Here is a 15,903-nt window from a genome sequence, read left to right as displayed (position 1 = left end):
TAAGGGTATCTGGCAGGTTTCTTCAATCAGGATGTTTTCATAGCTCCGGCCTGCTCAAAAGGAAGGTGACTAATGCGTATTGATCGTTTAACCAGCAAATTGCAGTTGGCATTGTCTGACTCTCAATCCTTGGCGGTGGGCCTAGACCACCCGGCCATTGAACCGGCGCACTTGATGCAGGCGCTCCTGGAACAGCAAGGCGGTTCTATCAAGCCCTTGTTGATGCAGGTGGGCTTCGACGTCAACAGCCTGCGCAAGGAGTTGAGCAAAGAGCTCGACCAACTGCCGAAAATCCAAAATCCTACCGGCGACGTGAACATGTCGCAGGATCTGGCGCGCCTGCTCAACCAGGCAGACCGTCTAGCCCAGCAAAAAGGCGACCAGTTCATCTCCAGTGAGTTGGTGCTGCTCGCCGCGATGGACGAGAACAGCAAGCTCGGCAAGTTGTTGCTCGGCCAGGGCGTGAGCAAGAAAGCCCTGGAGAACGCCATCAACAACCTGCGTGGCGGTGACGCGGTGAACGACCCTAACCATGAGGAGTCGCGCCAAGCACTGGATAAATACACCGTCGACCTGACCAAGCGCGCCGAAGAAGGCAAGCTTGATCCGGTGATCGGCCGTGACGATGAAATTCGCCGCACCATCCAGGTCCTGCAGCGTCGCACGAAGAACAACCCGGTGTTGATCGGTGAGCCTGGCGTGGGTAAAACCGCGATTGCCGAGGGCCTGGCCCAGCGCATCATCAATGGTGAAGTGCCGGACGGCCTCAAAGGCAAACGCCTGCTGTCCCTGGACATGGGGTCGCTGATTGCCGGTGCCAAGTTCCGTGGCGAGTTCGAAGAACGCCTGAAATCCCTGCTGAACGAGCTGTCGAAGCAGGAAGGGCAGATCATTCTGTTTATCGACGAACTGCACACCATGGTTGGCGCCGGTAAAGGCGAAGGCTCCATGGATGCCGGCAACATGCTCAAGCCGGCCTTGGCTCGGGGTGAGTTGCATTGCGTCGGTGCAACTACGCTCAACGAGTATCGTCAATATATTGAAAAGGACGCGGCCCTTGAGCGTCGTTTTCAGAAAGTGCTTGTGGAAGAGCCGAGTGAAGAAGACACCATCGCGATCCTGCGGGGCCTGAAAGAGCGTTATGAGGTCCACCATAAGGTGGCCATTACTGACGGTGCGATCATTGCGGCGGCCAAGTTGAGCCACCGCTATATCACCGACCGTCAATTGCCCGACAAGGCCATCGACTTGATCGACGAAGCGGCCAGCCGCATCCGCATGGAGATCGACTCCAAGCCGGAAGTGCTCGACCGCCTGGATCGGCGCCTGATTCAACTGAAGGTTGAGTCCCAGGCCCTGAAGAAAGAAGAGGACGACGCGGCGAAAAAACGCCTGGAAAAACTCCAGGAAGAAATCGTCCGCCTGGAGCGTGAGTATTCGGACCTGGAAGAAATCTGGACCTCGGAAAAAGCCGAAGTACAGGGTTCTGCGCAGATCCAGCAAAAAATCGAGCAGTCCCGCCAGGAACTGGAAGCTGCACGCCGTAAAGGCGACCTGAACCGCATGGCCGAGTTGCAGTACGGGGTGATCCCGGACCTGGAACGCAGCCTGCAGATGGTCGACCAGCATGGACACAGCGAAAACCAGTTGCTGCGCAGCAAGGTGACCGAGGAAGAAATTGCCGAAGTCGTCTCGAAGTGGACTGGCATTCCGGTGTCGAAAATGCTCGAAGGCGAACGCGACAAGCTGCTGAAGATGGAAAGCCTGTTGCATCAGCGTGTCATCGGCCAGGAAGAAGCGGTTGTGGCAGTGTCCAACGCAGTGCGGCGTTCCCGGGCAGGTTTGTCCGATCCGAACCGTCCGAGCGGCTCGTTCATGTTCCTCGGCCCGACCGGTGTGGGTAAGACCGAGTTGTGCAAGGCGCTGGCCGAGTTCCTCTTCGATACCGAAGAGGCGATGGTGCGGATCGATATGTCCGAGTTCATGGAGAAGCACTCGGTGGCACGCTTGATCGGCGCTCCACCAGGTTATGTGGGCTACGAAGAGGGCGGTTACCTGACCGAAGCCGTACGGCGCAAGCCTTACTCGGTGATCCTGCTGGATGAGGTCGAGAAGGCGCACCCGGATGTGTTCAACATCCTGTTGCAAGTGCTGGAAGATGGCCGTCTGACGGACAGCCACGGGCGTACCGTGGACTTCCGTAATACGGTGATTGTGATGACTTCCAACCTGGGCTCGGCGCAGATCCAGGAGTTGGTGGGTGATCGTGAAGCGCAACGTGCCGCGGTTATGGACGCGTTGACCAGCCATTTCCGTCCGGAATTTATCAACCGGGTCGACGAAGTGGTGATCTTCGAGCCTCTGGCACGGGATCAGATCGCGGGCATCACCGAGATTCAGTTGGGTCGCCTGCGTGGCCGTCTGGCTGAGCGTGAGCTGGACTTGGTGCTGAGCAGCGAGGCGTTGGACAAGCTGATCGCGGTCGGTTACGACCCAGTGTATGGCGCACGGCCTCTGAAGCGTGCGATCCAGCGTTGGATCGAAAACCCGCTGGCGCAGTTGATCCTGTCGGGCAGCTTTATGCCTGGCACCCGCGTCGAGGCGGTTGTGGAAAACGACGAAATCGTCTTCCACTGAACCCAGTTATTGGCGTAATAAAAGAAGGCCCTGCATTGCAGGGCCTTTTTTTTTCGATAGGGCGTTGAACTGTAAGGAAAAGGCTTGTAAAGTGCGCCCCGCAGCAACGTCAGCCCACGGGTTTCTTCTCCCCAAGAAGAAATCAGAAACAAGCGCAAATCATTGTCTTAAAAGCAATTTAAAGGGTTGACAGGGGTTTTTAAGATTGTAGAATAGCGCGCCTCAGAGACATGAACGTAGCGATACGGACAGATCGAAGAGAAAGTAACATCGCAGTAAAAGTTGCACATTTGAGATATGTAGTTCCGTGATAGCTCAGTCGGTAGAGCAAATGACTGTTAATCATTGGGTCCCAGGTTCGAGTCCTGGTCACGGAGCCAATTTCAAAATCGGGGTATAGCGCAGTCCGGTAGCGCGCCTGCTTTGGGAGCAGGATGTCGGGAGTTCGAATCCCCCTACCCCGACCATATTTGGGTCGTTAGCTCAGTTGGTAGAGCAGTTGGCTTTTAACCAATTGGTCGTAGGTTCGAATCCCACACGACCCACCATTTTTGAAACCAGTTAACGCTGGAATCGAATCTTAAGATCAGAGGCCAAAAGCACTGATCGAAGAAGGCGACTGAAAGGTCGCCTTTTTTTTACCGGGGTATAGCGCAGTCCGGTAGCGCGCCTGCTTTGGGAGCAGGATGTCAGGAGTTCGAATCCCCTTACCCCGACCATATTAAAAATCCTCGTATCGAAAGATACGGGGATTTTTTTTGCCTTTTTTAACGGTACTTGTGCAAATTCCAAACAGATATTGTGCTGATTGGTGCGTTGGTCTGCTGATTACAGCTCCCTAGACTGGGCTTCGTCACTCACCTACCTCTACAGGAATTCGCATCATGACCTATACCCTTGCTGCTCAACCCGCTCGCACGTTGCCTTCATTGTTCAAGCACACGCTTATTGGCTTGGGCATGATGATGGGCCTCGGCCAATTTGCAGTCGCCGCTGAACCTGCTGCGAACTCACACCCGACCATTCGCGCCATGTCGGGCGCCGAACCCATCGGTCGACTGGACCCGAAAACCACCGCCTTGCTGGTAATTGACTTCCAGAATGAATACTTCACTGGCCGTATGCCGATCCCCGATGGCATGAAAGCCCTGGAAAACACCCAGCGTCTGATCAAGTTCGCCGACAAGGAGCACATCCAGGTCATCAACGTGCAGCATATTTCCCCGGACGGCGCTGCTGTATTCGCCACTAATGGCAAGACAGTCGATTTTCATCCGCTGATGAAGCCACGCCCACAAGATAAGGTTGTTCAGAAAACCACCGTCAGCGTGTTTGCCAGCACCAACCTGGATGCCCAATTGAAGCAGGCAGGTGTCAAGACGCTGATCATCACGGGCCTGATGACTCACGCCTGTGTCGCCGGCGCCGCTCGGGACGCCGCACCGTTGGGTTATGACGTTGTGGTAGCATCCGATGCCACCGCTACTCGGGCGATCACCCGTGTCGATGGCCGTACGGTGAGCAAGGATGAGTTGCACAACGCGGCGCTGGCTGAGATCGAAGATACCTTCGGCTCGGTACTGACCACTTCGCAAATCATTGCTTTGCCGGTTAACTGATTCTCCTGACCAGCCTGGGATCGCCTGATTCATGAACCAGTTATCCGCCATGCGCGCCTTTCGGTGCATCGTTGAAGCCAAGGGTTTTTCTGCCGCCGCAGAACGCCTGGACACCACGCATTCGACGATTTCCCGACAGTTGCAGCAGCTGGAAATTGAATTGGGCGCCCAACTGATCAATCGCAACACGCGGCGTTTCAGCCTGACCTCGGTTGGGGAGCAGTACTACGCCGCGTGCGTCGATATTCTTGATCGCATCGAGGCGGCTTCCCAGGCTGTCGCCCAGGGGCATCAGCGCCCGGAAGGCTTGTTGCGGGTCAGTGTTCCGCTGGTAGTGGGGACGCTGGATCTATCGCACTGGCTGCCGGGTTTTCAGCGACGCTATCCCGACATTGAGCTTGAGCTGCACTGTGATGATCAATTCGTCGATCTGGTCGCTGAAGGGTTTGACGTCGCAATACGTATTGCCAGCGCCCTGGCGGACACAACCTTGATGGCGCGCACGTTGACGGTTTCCAGGCAGGTCCTGGTCGCGTCGCCGGCTTACATCGGCCGTCATGGTTTGCCGCGCTCAGCCCAGGAGCTCGACAAGCACCGCCTGTTGACATTCATTGGTGCATCGTCGGATTGGGTGTTGAGCCCGGCACGCGGTGAGGCAGCCAAGGTCACGCCATCGGGGCGGTTCAGGAGCAATACCATCAGTGCGCTGCACGCGGCGACGTTGGCAGGGGCTGGTATTGCATGTTTCACCCAGGCCACGGTGCGCAATGACTTGGCGCTGGGCCAATTGGTGCCCATCCTGCCCAATTATTCATTAGGTGAGCGGCACTACTACGCCCTTTATCCACAGTCCCGACACCTGGCACCAAAGGTGCGGGCGTTCGTCGATCATATGGCTGAGTTTTACGCCACCCAATAAAAATCCCCCTACCATTCGATAGGGGGATTTTTTCGCTGCCGTTAAGTCAATCAGTGCAGCTTGAGCCTAGGCTCGGTGCCACGTCCGATCTTGCTGCCCAGCATCAGCATTGCCGTGCGGAAGAAACCGTACAACGCCATCTGGTGCATGCGGTACAGCGACACGTAGAACATTCGCGCCAGCCAACCTTCGAGCATCACGCTGCCGGTCAGGTTGCCCATCAAGTTACCCACAGCCGAGAATCGCGACAGCGAGATCAGCGAGCCGTAATCGGTGTACTTGTAGCTGGGCAGATCTTTGCCTTCGATTCGCAGCTTAAGCGACTTGGCCAGCAACGAGGCCTGCTGGTGAGCTGCCTGGGCCCGTGGTGGCACATTGCGGTCGGTGCCTGGTTGCGGGCAAGCGGCGCAGTCGCCGAAGGCGAAGATATTTTCGTCGCGGGTGGTTTGCAGCGTCGGCAGTACTTGCAGTTGGTTGATGCGGTTGGTTTCCAGGCCATCAATGTCCTTGAGGAAACCGGGGGCGCGAATACCCGCGGCCCACACCTTCAGGCTGGCCGGGATCACCTGACCACTGCTGGTGATCAGGGCGTCCGCTGTCACTTCGCTGACTGCTGAGTTGGTCAGCACGGTTACCCCGAGTTTCTCCAGGGTTTTGTGCACAGGCCCGCCGATCCGCTCCGGCAGTGCGGGCAATACCCGTGGCCCAGCTTCGATCAGGGTGATGTGCATGTTTTCCGGCTTGATGCGATCCAGACCGTAGGCCGCCAGTTCATGGGCTGCGTTGTGCAGCTCGGCGGCCAGTTCAACCCCGGTGGCGCCAGCGCCGACGATGGCGACGCTGATTTTTTCTTCCACATCGGTCTGGCCGGCATGAGCACGCAGGTAGTGGTTGAGCAGCTGCTGATGGAAGCGCTCGGCCTGCTTGCGGGTGTCGAGGAACAGGCAGTGTTGTGCGGCGCCTTCGGTGCCGAAATCATTGGTGGTGCTGCCCACTGCGATCACCAGGCTGTCGTAACCCAATACCCGCGCGGGCACCAGCTCACGACCTTCTTCATCGAGGGTGGCAGCCAGCTGGATTTTTTTCTGCTCACGGTCAAGCCCGCTCATGCGTCCCAGTTGGAACTCGAAGTGGTTCCATTTGGCCTGGGCGACATAATTGAGTTCGTCTTCCGATGAGTTCAGCGAGCCGGCAGCCACTTCGTGCAGCAGCGGTTTCCAGATATGGGTCAGGTTGGCGTCTACCAACGTGATGCTGGCGGTGCCGCGCTTGCCCAGAGTCTTACCCAGGCGGGTAGCCAACTCCAGGCCGCCGGCGCCGCCGCCGACGATAATAATACGATGGGTCATGGGGATATCTCGCAAGGCTAAAAGAAATCGGAGCAGTTACCCTCGCGAGCGCCACGCAGCTCATAGCGTCAGGTAACTCAAAAGGCGGCTCAGCAAACCGAGCCCGATCACCGCCACCAGCACCACACCAAGGAGCAGCCATGGCCTGAAAGGCTTGCGCTCGACTTGGTTCTGGGAGAGTTGCAGGTACTCTTCGACATGCTGTTGGTCATCGGGGTTCAGGCGGCTGGTCATAAAAGGCCTCGTCAGGTAGACGTTGCAAAAGGGCACCGCGTTACAGTCAGTGGAATGGCGGCATTGCCACAAGCGTAGCCTGTGCCCGAGTCACAGGCTGATGCCTACGTCGAATACTATGCTGCGGCCCAAGTTGTTGCGCAAGAAGTCCGGTGCATCCGGGTGGGCGAACAGCACCCGGGCAAAGGTCGGTCCCACCAACGACAGCGAACGCCAGCCCTGGCGCAAGTATTCGGTGGGCGGCGGGAAGTGGCTGTTGAGGTCCAGGACTTCACGCTTGAGACTGGTGAAAGCGATCAGGTCCAGCTCGCCGAGGTCCATGCCGCGTTCTTTGTAGTTATGGGCTTTCTTGCGCAGGGTGGGGGCCAGGCGCAGCAGAAATTCATGGGCGGGAATGCGTCGCGGCTTGGCCTCGCGTCGTACCAGTTGGCTCAGGGAAAACGCACTGCGTCGGCGCAGCAGTTCATCGCGCCATTCGTCGTTCAGGCGCCGGCCTTCATCCAGAACAAAAAAAACCTCGAAACTGGCATCGCGAAACAATACGTCCGGCGGCTCCTGCCCGGCGGGGTGAAACTCTTCGGCTCGATAGGGCACATTCAAGCCTTGCAGCAGGCGCTGGCAGACCCAACGCTCACGCTCCCATTTGCGGGCATTGGACAAGAACGCATTGGCTTGTTCGGCCGCTACCGTGAGCAGGCGCAAATAATCTGAGTCATCCATGCTTGCAGCTTAGCGTCCAAACGATGACCACAGGAAGTCTTGCTTTAAAACGCCGGTGTAGACTGGCCATTGAAAAATGGCTCCAGGAACGAGGTGTGCCATGAGGTTTTTTGCAAGGGGGAGGCTCCCATGATCAGCGCGGCGGTATTGGCACCGGCCACCCTCGGCATCGGTTGGTTGTTGTTTGCGCCTTTGGTGCTCTGGGCAATCCTGCGTTCGCCCTGGGTCGAGTTGTTTGCCGACCGACGGCGCCAGCATTTGCTGTTCGGCACGGTGTTTGCGCTGTTCATGCTGTGGTTGGTGCGGCGGGATTTCGATACGGGAGTCTCCTATCACTTTATCGGCATGACCGCCGTGACCCTGTTGCTTGACTGGCCCCTGGCAATCATCGGTGGGCTTGCCGCGCAAATGGGCCTGGTGTTGCTCGGGCGTCAGGATCTGGCCGCCGTGGGGGTCAACGGCTTGTTGTTGATCGTGCTGCCGGTGCTGGTTACCGAAGGCTGCGCGCTGTTGGTGGAGCGAGCACGACCGCGAAATCCCTTTGTGTATATTTTCTGCTCCGGTTTTTTCGCTGCTGCGCTGTCGGCGTTGCTCTGTCTGCTGGTCGCGCTGTGCCTGTTGTGGTTCGACGGCCGTTTCGCGATGCCGGAATGGCTGGAAGACTTCGTCGGTTATCTCTGGCTGATCATCTTCCCCGAGGCGTTTATCAACGGCATGGTGATCAGTGCCTTGGTGGTGTTCAGTCCGGAATGGTTGGAGACCTTCAACCGAACCCGCTACCTCTCGGCGCCTTGGAAGGATGACGATCCGCAGCATTGATCCAGATCAAATCTCGGCCACCCAGGCAGGCCCATGCTCTGCGAAATTTTCCAGGAGCACGGATCATGAGTGTGTATGAGTGGGCACGGCAGGAGTTGCGCAGAAGCCAGGACGCGGCGCAGGAAATCGGTTTTGACCCGGGCTTGACCCTGCGTGCCATGCTCAGTGCGGTGGTACAGCAGAGCAAGGGTGTGCGCAGTTTCGAAGACTTGGCCGACGAGCTGCAATACCTTGCAGAGAACCTCGACGACCAGCAGGAATATGCTTTTATGCGGCCTTAGTGACGTGGCGGCAGGTCTTCGGAGAACAGCTCGTCTTCGGCATCCGGAGCGACGGGAATCTTGTGTTCTTCCGCTGCCCAGGCGCCCAGGTCGATGAGTTTGCAGCGGTCCGAACAGAACGGCCGGTTGGGGTTGGTCGCGACCCATTCCACGGGTGCACCGCAGGTTGGGCAGTCGACGGTCAAGGGTTGGCTCATGATCGGCCTCCACGCAAAGTAAGGTAAAAGTGGTGCAGTCGCTCGACCTCGCTGTGCAGCCAGGCGAGGTCTTGGTCATTGACCAGTACGTCATCGGCATGGTTCAGGCGGTCTTCGCGGCTGGACTGGGCCTTGAGAATCGCTTGCACCTGTTGTTCGTTGATGCCGTCGCGCTGCAGGGTACGCTGAATCTGCAGCGATTGCGGCACGTCGATCACCAGGATGCGCTGGGTCATGCTGTATTGCCCGGATTCGATCAGCAATGGCGACACCAGGATCGCGTAAGGCGATTGCGCACGTGCCAAGTGGCTGCGAATCTCCTCGCCAATCAGTGGGTGCAGCAAAGCTTCCAACCAGCGGCGCTCCTCGGGCACTTCAAAGATCAGTTTGCGCAACGCAGCGCGATCCAATTGGCCATCGGGCAGCAGCACGCCGGCACCGAAATGCTCGGTGATGCGCGCCAGTGCCGGCCGGCCGGGCTCGACGACCCAGCGTGCGGCATGATCGGCGTCGACCAGGTCGATGCCCAGGTCGATAAAGTGCTGGGCGGCAGCGCTTTTACCGCTGCCGATGCCGCCAGTGAGGCCAAGAATCCAGGGTGTTGCGACAGAAGTGGTCATCTGAAACCGACAGACTGCAAATAGAAGTCGGTTATTTGACCACCCCAGAGCAATGCAATCCAGCCGGCAATCGCCAGGCATGGACCAAATGGCATCGGCGTCGAGACCTGGGACTTGCGCAAACGCATCAGAATCAGCCCGGCAAACACTCCCAGTAGCGATGCCATCAGCAGCGTCATTGGCAGAATCTGCCAACCTCCCCAGGCACCGAGCAGGGCCAGTAACTTAAAGTCGCCATGGCCCATGCCGTCCTTGCCGGTGATCAGCTTGAACAGCCAGAACACCGTCCACAGACTCATGTAGCCAATGATTGCGCCCCACAGTGCATCGGGTAGTGTCGTGAGCAAGGCAGCGCTGTTAAGGATCAGCCCCAGCCATAGCAGCGGCAACACCAGCACGTCCGGCAGCAGTTGATGGTCCACATCGATCAGGCTCATGGCCAGCAACCCCCAACTCAGCACCATCACTGCGCCGGCCTGCCAACCAAAGCCGAAGTGCCAGGCAATGGCGGCCGAAACCAGTGCGCAGGTCAGTTCGGTAAAAGGATAACGGGGGCTGATGGGCTCGCGACAATGAGCACAACGCCCCCGGAGCATCAGATAGCTGAGCAGCGGGATATTTTCCCAGGGGCGAATCGGTTGGTTGCAATGTGGGCAGCAGGAGTTGGGGCGCATCAGGTTGTAGGTGGGCCCGACAGGCACGATGGGCAGGCCGAGGATTTCGTGCGCCTGGGCACGCCATTCCCGTTCGAGCATCTTTGGCAGACGCCATACCAGTACATTGAGGAAGCTGCCGACGATCAGGCCCAGCACCAGCGCCATCGCGACAAAAGTCCATGGAAGCTCAGTGAACAGCACGCTCAAAATGCGCTCCCCAATTGGAAGACCGGCAGGTACATAGCGATAACCAGCGCTCCGACAATGCCACCCAGCACCACCATGATCAGCGGCTCCATCAGGGTGGTGAGGTTATCGACCAAGTGGTCCACATCGGCCTCGTAATGGCTCGCGACTTTTTCCAGCATGCCATCCAGGGTGCCAGACTCTTCACCGATTGCTGTCATCTGGATCGCCATGCCGGGAAACAAGCCGCTGGTGGCCATGGAGTGATTCAGTTGCATACCTGCGGATACATCGTGGCGCATACGCTCGATTGCCTGTTTGAATGGGCCAATGCCGACGGCGCCGGTTGCCGAACTCAATGCCTGCACCAGGGGCACGCCTGCTGCAAATGTAGTCGAGAGTGTGCGGGCATAGCGGGCGATGGCGGACTTCTTCAGCAGTGTGCCTGCCAAGGGCAGTTTCAACAAACCCGCTTCCAGCCCGTGACGAAAGCTAGGGGAAGTCCGGTAGGCCAGACGTAGCCCGGCAATCGCTGTGCCCATGGCCAGGGCCACAAACCACCAGGCGTGCTGCAGGAATTCGGACAGGGAAATGACCCACAAGGTAAAGCCGGGTAACTGGCCATCGACACCCGCAAAGAGGCTCTGGAACTGCGGCACCACATGGATCAGCAACACCGCGCTGACCAGGCTGGCAACCACCATTACCGTGATCGGGTAGGTCATGGCTTTCTTGATTCTGGCCTTGAGCCGTTGGCTTTTCTCCAGGTGGATTGCCACTCGCTCCAGTAGGGTTTCCAGGGCGCCGGCTTGTTCGCCGGCGGCAATCAGGTTGCAATACAGGTCATCGAAGTAGCGTGGGTGTTTACGCAGTGCGGCAGTCAGGCTGTTGCCGGCGGAAATTTCGTGTTTCAGCCCCTTGGCCAACTCGGCCAACTGTCGGTTCTCGACGCCTTCGCGGATGATGTCGAACGCTTGCAACAAGGGGATGCCGGCCTGGAGCAGCGTCGCCAACTGGCGAGTGAACAGCGCGATATCAGCGGGTTTTATCGTATGAGTGAACGTGGGAAAACCTAGATGCTGCTTGCGCACGCGGCCGGGGCAGATGCCCTGTTGGCGCAGTTGCGCCTTGATCAGAGCAAGGTCATGGCCAGACGTTTTTCCGGTCACCCTGCGTCCTTTGCGGTTGATGCCTTCCCAGGCGTAGATCGTCGAAGCGTCGTTCATGTTACGGTTCCGCACACAGGTAGTGGAAGCTTTATAGCTTAGTCAGGTGACGGATTCGGGCATGGGGGTGGTGGGCGATAAAATGTCAGAATGTGCGTCTTGCACGCGATTGCCCGCTCGTGGATGAGTACACTGGCGCCGCTGCAAATTACGGGGCGCAGGAAGCGCCTTGTCTTGGGTTCTATCTCTGGAGAGTGAATGTGATGCGTCAGAAAGGTTTTACCTTGATCGAGTTGCTGATCGTCGTGGCAATCATCGGCATTTTGGCAACCATCGGTTTGCCCATGTACACCAAGCACCAGGCCAAGGCCAAGTTCACGGCGGGCCTGGCTGAAATCTCGGCGCTGAAGGCAGGTTACGAAGACGTGATCAACCAGGGCACTGTCCCGACCCTGTCATTGGTCGGTGGCACCAGTCCTACCGCCAACTGCAAGATCGACGTGGCAGGTGATGTGGCCACTGGTGCCGGTTCCATCAGCTGTGAAATCCTCGATGCACCTGCACCCGTGCTGGGCAAGACCATCACTCTGACGCGCAGTGCCACCACAGGCTGGACGTGTGCCACCACGGCTGACGCGCAATATGTCGTCAAGGGCTGCGGCGCCGGCGGCGCATAACGGCTGCTGGGCGGTGGGCCAGTTAGTTGCCGCATGCCCAATGCGGTGCTAGCTTTAGCCCACCGCCCGTGTAGCTCAGCCGGTAGAGCAGCGCACTCGTAACGCGAAGGTCGCAGGTTCGATTCCTGTCTCGGGCAAAAAGGCACCACTGTTTCAAAGGCAACGTTTTCAGATGATCCCAGAATGGTTCTGAAGGCCAGAATTTATCTGCGCAACCTTGATGACCCAGATGCATCCCCATTCCTCGATCTAAGAGAACAACATGACCACGACTGAGATGACCCAGGAAGTTCGGCACCAGGCAGCGCTCGAAAAGTACCTCGAGGAATCGCCGCAGCTTAAACAAGAGATCAAGGACTTGAGTGCTGATGACCAGCGCGACCAGATCCAGTGGGCATTCGAGGACGAGGCCGAAAGCCAGGGTTACCAGCCTTGGGAGCTGACCCTCAAATACACCTCTACACCGGAAGAGTTCGAAGCCGTACGGCTGGCCCTGCACAAAGAGGCGGCCGAGGTGCTGGGTGTCGAATGGGAAGAGTATTGCGAGATGAATGATCTCGTCGTCTGACGGTGTAGTGAGCGGGCTTGCCCGCTCACTACATGTGCATTTCAGTCAGATGCTCAGGCGCATCGACAAATCCACCGCCTTCACATCCTTGGTCATCGCGCCGATGGAGATGTAGTCCACCCCGGTTTCCGCAATGGGCAGCAGGGTGCTTTCATTGATTCCACCGCTGGCTTCCAGCTTGGCTTTGCCGGCGTTCAGACGTACGGCTTCACGCATGTCATCCAGGCTCAACTCGTCGAGCATGATGATGTCGGCACCCGCTGCCAGTGCTTCACGCAGTTCTTCCAGGCTTTCCACTTCGATCTCCACCGGCTTGCCCGGGGCAATTTTGTGGGCGGCGGTAATGGCCTGGGCAATGCCGCCACACGCAGCGATATGGTTTTCCTTGATCAGGAACGCGTCATACAGACCGATGCGGTGGTTGTGGCAACCCCCGCAAGTGACGGCGTACTTCTGCGCCAGGCGCAGACCCGGCAAGGTTTTGCGGGTGTCCAGCAGCTTGACCTGGGTACTGGCGACAAAATCCGCCAAGTACTGAGCCCGCGTGGCCACGCCTGACAGCATTTGCAGAAAGTTCAGCGCGCAACGTTCACCGCTGAGCAGTGAACGCGCCGGGCCTTCGAGGTGAAACAGCGGCTGGTTGGGGGCCACACGTTCACCGTCGGCTACCTGCCAATGCACGGCGACGCGCGGGTCGAGTTGGCGGAATACCGCGTCCACCCAGGCGGTACCGGCGATAACCGCCGCATCACGGGTAATGATCGTGGCCTTGGCCAGCCGTTCGGCCGGGATCAACTGCGCAGTGATATCGCCACTGCCGATGTCTTCCAGGAGTGCTCGGCGCACGTTGGCTTCGATTTCGGCGGTGAGGTCGGCAAGACGGAGATTCGGCATAACAGGCTCCACAAACAAAGTGCCTGGATTATAGAGGCAGTGGGCGGCCGAACCCAGGCTCACCCCTCATTTACCTCGTAATGACAGAGTTTGCTGGCGCAACTGCCCTCATTTGCAAGATAATCTCGCGCCTTGCAATTGGCGTCATAGCTTTGACGTCTTGGTGATCAACACCGCCGTTTCAGGAGGCCAGGATGCACAATGACGGAAAGGTGGTGCCTATCAACAAGGCACAGGCCACGCCATCGCCGCTCGCGCGTCTGCCGGTGGTGTTGCTGCAGGTACGTGACAAGGCCGCGCAACAGTTGCAACAAGGGCTGCAGGAGCTGTTCGATAACGCAGACGACACCTTGTTCGAGATGGCTGACAAGGCTCGCAGTAACGCCGACCATCACATTTTTTTTGAAGCCATGCGCGATCTGCGCCTCAAGCGCAAGAATTTCGAGCGCGGGTTCATGGAACAGCTGTTTGTAGCCTTTGCCGATCTGGGCCAGGCGGGGCGTAGTGAGGCGCACTTGGTACCGGTGATGTCGTACGAGGCCGGCTCCTGCACCTCCAGTGACGAACTGGAAAAGGCTGTGGCGCTGGAGGCCATGTTGGGCCGGGTGCGCCACCGCGACGGCCTGGCACTTGGGCAACTGACGGCGCGCCTGGGCACCTTGTTAGGCCGGCACCTGGATGAAGGTGAAAACCCGTTGGGCCCGGCATTGCTGTGTGAGTTTTTTTTGCAAGCTGGACGCAGCTTGGGCGTGGAAATTCGCGTCAAGCTGATCATGCTCAAGCTCTTTGAGAAATACGTGCTCAGTGACGCCGACCTGCTGTATGGCGAAGCGAATCAGCTGTTGATCGCCACTGGAGTACTACCGGAACTCAAGGTCGTTCCGTCTCGCCGCCCAGGTGGGCGTGCATCCCGCGACCATCAGCGTGAGGCGAGTTCGCCGTCCGCGGAGCCTGCGTCCGACGATAGCGGTGGCGAGGCCTTCGCCGCTTTGCAGAAACTGCTGGCGGCCGTCCGTGGCAGCGTTTCTCCCACCCTGGAGGCCAGCGCCGAGCCGCAACCGATTGCTACGCGCGACTTGCTACGCCTGCTTTCCCATTTGCAACAATACGTACCCGAGCCTGAGTCCGAGGACGATTTTGACCTGCGTAACCAACTTGAACAGCTATTGACCCGGGTCAGCGTCAAGAGCGGCAAGTCCCGCGTGGTGGAGGATGCCGACGAGGATGTGATCAACCTGGTTGCGCTGCTGTTCGAATACATCCTCAGTGACCGCACCGTGCCTGATGCCTTCAAGGCATTGATCGGCCGCTTGCAGATTCCGATGTTGAAAGTGGCGGTGTTGGACAAGAGCTTTTTCAGCCGTGCCAGTCATCCTGCGCGGCGTCTGCTCAATGAAGTTGCCGCTGCCGCCATGGGCTGGAGCCCACGGGAGGACTATCAGCGCGACAGCCTTTACCTGCATATCGAGCAGGTGGTGCAGCGTCTGCTGAATGACTTTGTTGACGACATGACGATTTTTTCCGAGTTGCTCGCGCAGTTCACCGCGTTTACCTCGGATGAGCGGTGTCGCAGCGAACTGCTTGAACAGCACACCCATGTCGCCGAAGAAGGACGTGTACGCGCGCAAGCCGCTCGCCAGCGTGTGGCCGATGTGCTCAACCGGCGATTGCTGGGCAAGGTGTTGCCCCAGGCGGTGGTGCAGTTTATCCAACAAGCGTGGAGCCAAGTGCTGTTGCTGGCCAATCTCAAGCATGGTGAGCAGTCGGTGCAATGGCAGGCTGGGCTGCGCACCATGGATGAACTGATCTGGAGCGTGGGTCTGCAAAAAGACACCGAGGCTGGCCGTCACCTGTTGGAACAGTTGCCCGGGCTGCTCAAGGCATTGCGCGACGGCCTGACCAGTGCGGCGTTCGACCCCTTCAGCACCCGTGAATTCTTTGATCGGTTGCAAGCCATGCATGTGCAGTCATTCGGTGGCGAGGGGCTCGATAAGCTGATCGAAGTACGTGAGCCCTTTGTACTCGGTTCAGGTGGGGTTGATCCGGTCGTGACCTTGGCGAATGATGACCCGGACTTGCTTAAGGTCTACCAGTTGCGGACTGGTACTTGGTTCGAGTTCCAGGCTGACGCAAGCACCACCCTGCGCTGCAAGCTGACGGTGATCATACCGCCGGCCAATACCTACATTTTTGTCAGCCGTACCGGACTCAAAGTCATGGAGAAGAGTGCTCTGCAATTGGCCATGGCCTTCAAGCAGGGCGTGCTGCGCACGCTGGACGGGGGCTTGCTGTTCGATCGTGCATTGGCTTCGGTGATCGGCAACCTGCGTCAACTCAATCGCGGCAAGTGATCGCAACCGC

The 15,903-nt window shown here is 58.3% G+C and carries 16 protein-coding genes and 5 tRNA genes; 13 read left to right on the top strand and 8 right to left on the bottom strand.

The features are described from left to right. Positions 1–72 precede the first annotated feature (72 nt). The 7 genes from clpB to AC07V4_RS13865 all read left to right on the top strand — a co-directional run bounded on the left by clpB (position 73) and on the right by AC07V4_RS13865 (position 5,175). Positions 73–2,637, top strand: coding sequence for an ATP-dependent chaperone ClpB (gene clpB / locus AC07V4_RS13895; protein WP_492636791.1), 2,565 nt, complete (start codon positions 73–75; stop codon positions 2,635–2,637). A gap of 304 nt (positions 2,638–2,941) precedes the next feature. Continuing rightward, positions 2,942–3,017, top strand: a tRNA-Asn gene (locus tag AC07V4_RS13890). Between the two features lie 10 nt (positions 3,018–3,027). Continuing rightward, a tRNA-Pro gene (locus AC07V4_RS13885) sits at positions 3,028–3,104 on the top strand. Positions 3,105–3,109: 5 nt separating this feature from the next. After that, positions 3,110–3,185, top strand: a tRNA-Lys gene (locus tag AC07V4_RS13880). Between the two features lie 94 nt (positions 3,186–3,279). Continuing rightward, positions 3,280–3,356 (top strand) — tRNA-Pro (locus AC07V4_RS13875). Between the two features lie 165 nt (positions 3,357–3,521). Continuing rightward, complete coding sequence (locus AC07V4_RS13870) at positions 3,522–4,256, top strand: cysteine hydrolase family protein (protein ID WP_492636792.1); 735 nt, start codon at positions 3,522–3,524, stop codon at positions 4,254–4,256. Between the two features lie 31 nt (positions 4,257–4,287). Continuing rightward, on the top strand, positions 4,288–5,175 hold the full coding sequence (locus AC07V4_RS13865) for a LysR family transcriptional regulator (RefSeq protein ID WP_492636793.1): 888 nt from the start codon (positions 4,288–4,290) through the stop codon (positions 5,173–5,175). 50 nt (positions 5,176–5,225) lie between these two features. On the opposite strand, the gene AC07V4_RS13860 is transcribed toward AC07V4_RS13865, so the two are convergent. The 3 genes from AC07V4_RS13860 to AC07V4_RS13850 all read right to left on the bottom strand — a co-directional run bounded on the left by AC07V4_RS13860 (position 5,226) and on the right by AC07V4_RS13850 (position 7,478). Beyond that, positions 5,226–6,524, bottom strand: coding sequence for an NAD(P)/FAD-dependent oxidoreductase (locus tag AC07V4_RS13860; RefSeq protein WP_135307559.1), 1,299 nt, complete (start codon positions 6,522–6,524; stop codon positions 5,226–5,228). Between the two features lie 60 nt (positions 6,525–6,584). Beyond that, a complete protein-coding gene (locus AC07V4_RS13855) occupies positions 6,585–6,758 on the bottom strand; it encodes a DUF3094 family protein (protein WP_090366854.1) in 174 nt (57 codons plus the stop codon). Between the two features lie 90 nt (positions 6,759–6,848). Further along, positions 6,849–7,478: a DUF1780 domain-containing protein gene (locus AC07V4_RS13850; protein WP_053254334.1), complete on the bottom strand. Its 630-nt coding sequence runs from the start codon at positions 7,476–7,478 to the stop codon at positions 6,849–6,851. A 129-nt stretch (positions 7,479–7,607) separates the two neighbouring features. On the opposite strand from AC07V4_RS13850, the gene AC07V4_RS13845 reads away from it, so the two are divergent. Next, entirely contained in the window at positions 7,608–8,297 is a 690-nt protein-coding gene (locus tag AC07V4_RS13845; RefSeq protein ID WP_492636794.1) for an energy-coupling factor ABC transporter permease, read from the top strand. Between the two features lie 65 nt (positions 8,298–8,362). Further along, positions 8,363–8,578, top strand: coding sequence for a hypothetical protein (locus AC07V4_RS13840; RefSeq protein WP_003171680.1), 216 nt, complete (start codon positions 8,363–8,365; stop codon positions 8,576–8,578). Here AC07V4_RS13840 and yacG read toward each other — a convergent pair. From yacG to AC07V4_RS13820, 4 genes are read right to left on the bottom strand one after another with little or no spacing between them, the layout of a single operon-like run. After that, on the bottom strand, positions 8,575–8,775 hold the full coding sequence (gene yacG / locus AC07V4_RS13835; protein ID WP_492636795.1) for a DNA gyrase inhibitor YacG: 201 nt from the start codon (positions 8,773–8,775) through the stop codon (positions 8,575–8,577). The two genes, AC07V4_RS13840 and yacG, sit on opposite strands and share 4 nt — an antisense overlap. Beyond that, positions 8,772–9,395, bottom strand: coding sequence for a dephospho-CoA kinase (gene coaE / locus AC07V4_RS13830; RefSeq protein WP_492636796.1), 624 nt, complete (start codon positions 9,393–9,395; stop codon positions 8,772–8,774). The genes yacG and coaE overlap by 4 nt, the downstream gene beginning before the upstream one ends. After that, the gene (locus AC07V4_RS13825) at positions 9,392–10,258 is read right to left on the bottom strand and encodes a prepilin peptidase (RefSeq protein ID WP_492636797.1); all 867 of its coding nucleotides are present in this window, start codon (positions 10,256–10,258) and stop codon (positions 9,392–9,394) included. The genes coaE and AC07V4_RS13825 overlap by 4 nt, the downstream gene beginning before the upstream one ends. After that, positions 10,255–11,463, bottom strand: a complete 1,209-nt coding sequence (locus AC07V4_RS13820; RefSeq protein ID WP_492636798.1) for a type II secretion system F family protein — start codon at positions 11,461–11,463, stop codon at positions 10,255–10,257. Before AC07V4_RS13820 ends, AC07V4_RS13825 begins: the two co-directional genes overlap by 4 nt. 203 nt (positions 11,464–11,666) lie before the next feature. Here AC07V4_RS13820 and AC07V4_RS13815 point away from each other — a divergent pair, with 203 nt between their 5' ends. The 3 genes from AC07V4_RS13815 (at position 11,667) to AC07V4_RS13805 (ending at position 12,648) form a co-directional block, all read left to right on the top strand. Further along, positions 11,667–12,080: a pilin gene (locus tag AC07V4_RS13815; RefSeq protein ID WP_492636965.1), complete on the top strand. Its 414-nt coding sequence runs from the start codon at positions 11,667–11,669 to the stop codon at positions 12,078–12,080. A 64-nt stretch (positions 12,081–12,144) separates the two neighbouring features. Next, a tRNA-Thr gene (locus AC07V4_RS13810) sits at positions 12,145–12,217 on the top strand. A 125-nt stretch (positions 12,218–12,342) separates the two neighbouring features. Continuing rightward, positions 12,343–12,648, top strand: coding sequence for a DUF6388 family protein (locus tag AC07V4_RS13805; RefSeq protein ID WP_492636799.1), 306 nt, complete (start codon positions 12,343–12,345; stop codon positions 12,646–12,648). Between the two features lie 45 nt (positions 12,649–12,693). Here AC07V4_RS13805 and nadC read toward each other — a convergent pair whose 3' ends face one another. Further along, the gene (gene nadC / locus AC07V4_RS13800) at positions 12,694–13,542 is read right to left on the bottom strand and encodes a carboxylating nicotinate-nucleotide diphosphorylase (RefSeq protein WP_492636800.1); all 849 of its coding nucleotides are present in this window, start codon (positions 13,540–13,542) and stop codon (positions 12,694–12,696) included. 194 nt (positions 13,543–13,736) lie between these two features. On the opposite strand from nadC, the gene AC07V4_RS13795 reads away from it, so the two are divergent. Continuing rightward, positions 13,737–15,893 (top strand): DUF1631 domain-containing protein, encoded by a 2,157-nt coding sequence (locus tag AC07V4_RS13795; protein WP_492636801.1) that lies wholly within the window; start codon positions 13,737–13,739, stop codon positions 15,891–15,893. Positions 15,894–15,903: the final 10 nt, after the last annotated feature.

It is taken from the genome of Pseudomonas sp. GW821-FHT03A09 (assembly GCF_059421065.1).
The sequence above is the reverse complement of the archived record's forward strand: the minus strand, read 5'-3'. Positions and strand labels throughout refer to the sequence as shown.

Coding starts and splice junctions, on each gene's coding strand:
- clpB (WP_492636791.1), top strand. CDS start 73: ATGCGTATTGATCGTTTAACCAGCAAATTGCAGTTGGCATTGTCTGAC.
- AC07V4_RS13870 (WP_492636792.1), top strand. CDS start 3,522: ATGACCTATACCCTTGCTGCTCAACCCGCTCGCACGTTGCCTTCATTG.
- AC07V4_RS13865 (WP_492636793.1), top strand. CDS start 4,288: ATGAACCAGTTATCCGCCATGCGCGCCTTTCGGTGCATCGTTGAAGCC.
- AC07V4_RS13860 (WP_135307559.1), bottom strand. CDS start 6,524: ATGACCCATCGTATTATTATCGTCGGCGGCGGCGCCGGCGGCCTGGAG.
- AC07V4_RS13855 (WP_090366854.1), bottom strand. CDS start 6,758: ATGACCAGCCGCCTGAACCCCGATGACCAACAGCATGTCGAAGAGTAC.
- AC07V4_RS13850 (WP_053254334.1), bottom strand. CDS start 7,478: ATGGATGACTCAGATTATTTGCGCCTGCTCACGGTAGCGGCCGAACAA.
- AC07V4_RS13845 (WP_492636794.1), top strand. CDS start 7,608: ATGATCAGCGCGGCGGTATTGGCACCGGCCACCCTCGGCATCGGTTGG.
- AC07V4_RS13840 (WP_003171680.1), top strand. CDS start 8,363: ATGAGTGTGTATGAGTGGGCACGGCAGGAGTTGCGCAGAAGCCAGGAC.
- yacG (WP_492636795.1), bottom strand. CDS start 8,775: ATGAGCCAACCCTTGACCGTCGACTGCCCAACCTGCGGTGCACCCGTG.
- coaE (WP_492636796.1), bottom strand. CDS start 9,395: ATGACCACTTCTGTCGCAACACCCTGGATTCTTGGCCTCACTGGCGGC.
- AC07V4_RS13820 (WP_492636798.1), bottom strand. CDS start 11,463: ATGAACGACGCTTCGACGATCTACGCCTGGGAAGGCATCAACCGCAAA.
- AC07V4_RS13815 (WP_492636965.1), top strand. CDS start 11,667: ATGCGTCAGAAAGGTTTTACCTTGATCGAGTTGCTGATCGTCGTGGCA.
- AC07V4_RS13805 (WP_492636799.1), top strand. CDS start 12,343: ATGACCACGACTGAGATGACCCAGGAAGTTCGGCACCAGGCAGCGCTC.
- nadC (WP_492636800.1), bottom strand. CDS start 13,542: ATGCCGAATCTCCGTCTTGCCGACCTCACCGCCGAAATCGAAGCCAAC.
- AC07V4_RS13795 (WP_492636801.1), top strand. CDS start 13,737: ATGCACAATGACGGAAAGGTGGTGCCTATCAACAAGGCACAGGCCACG.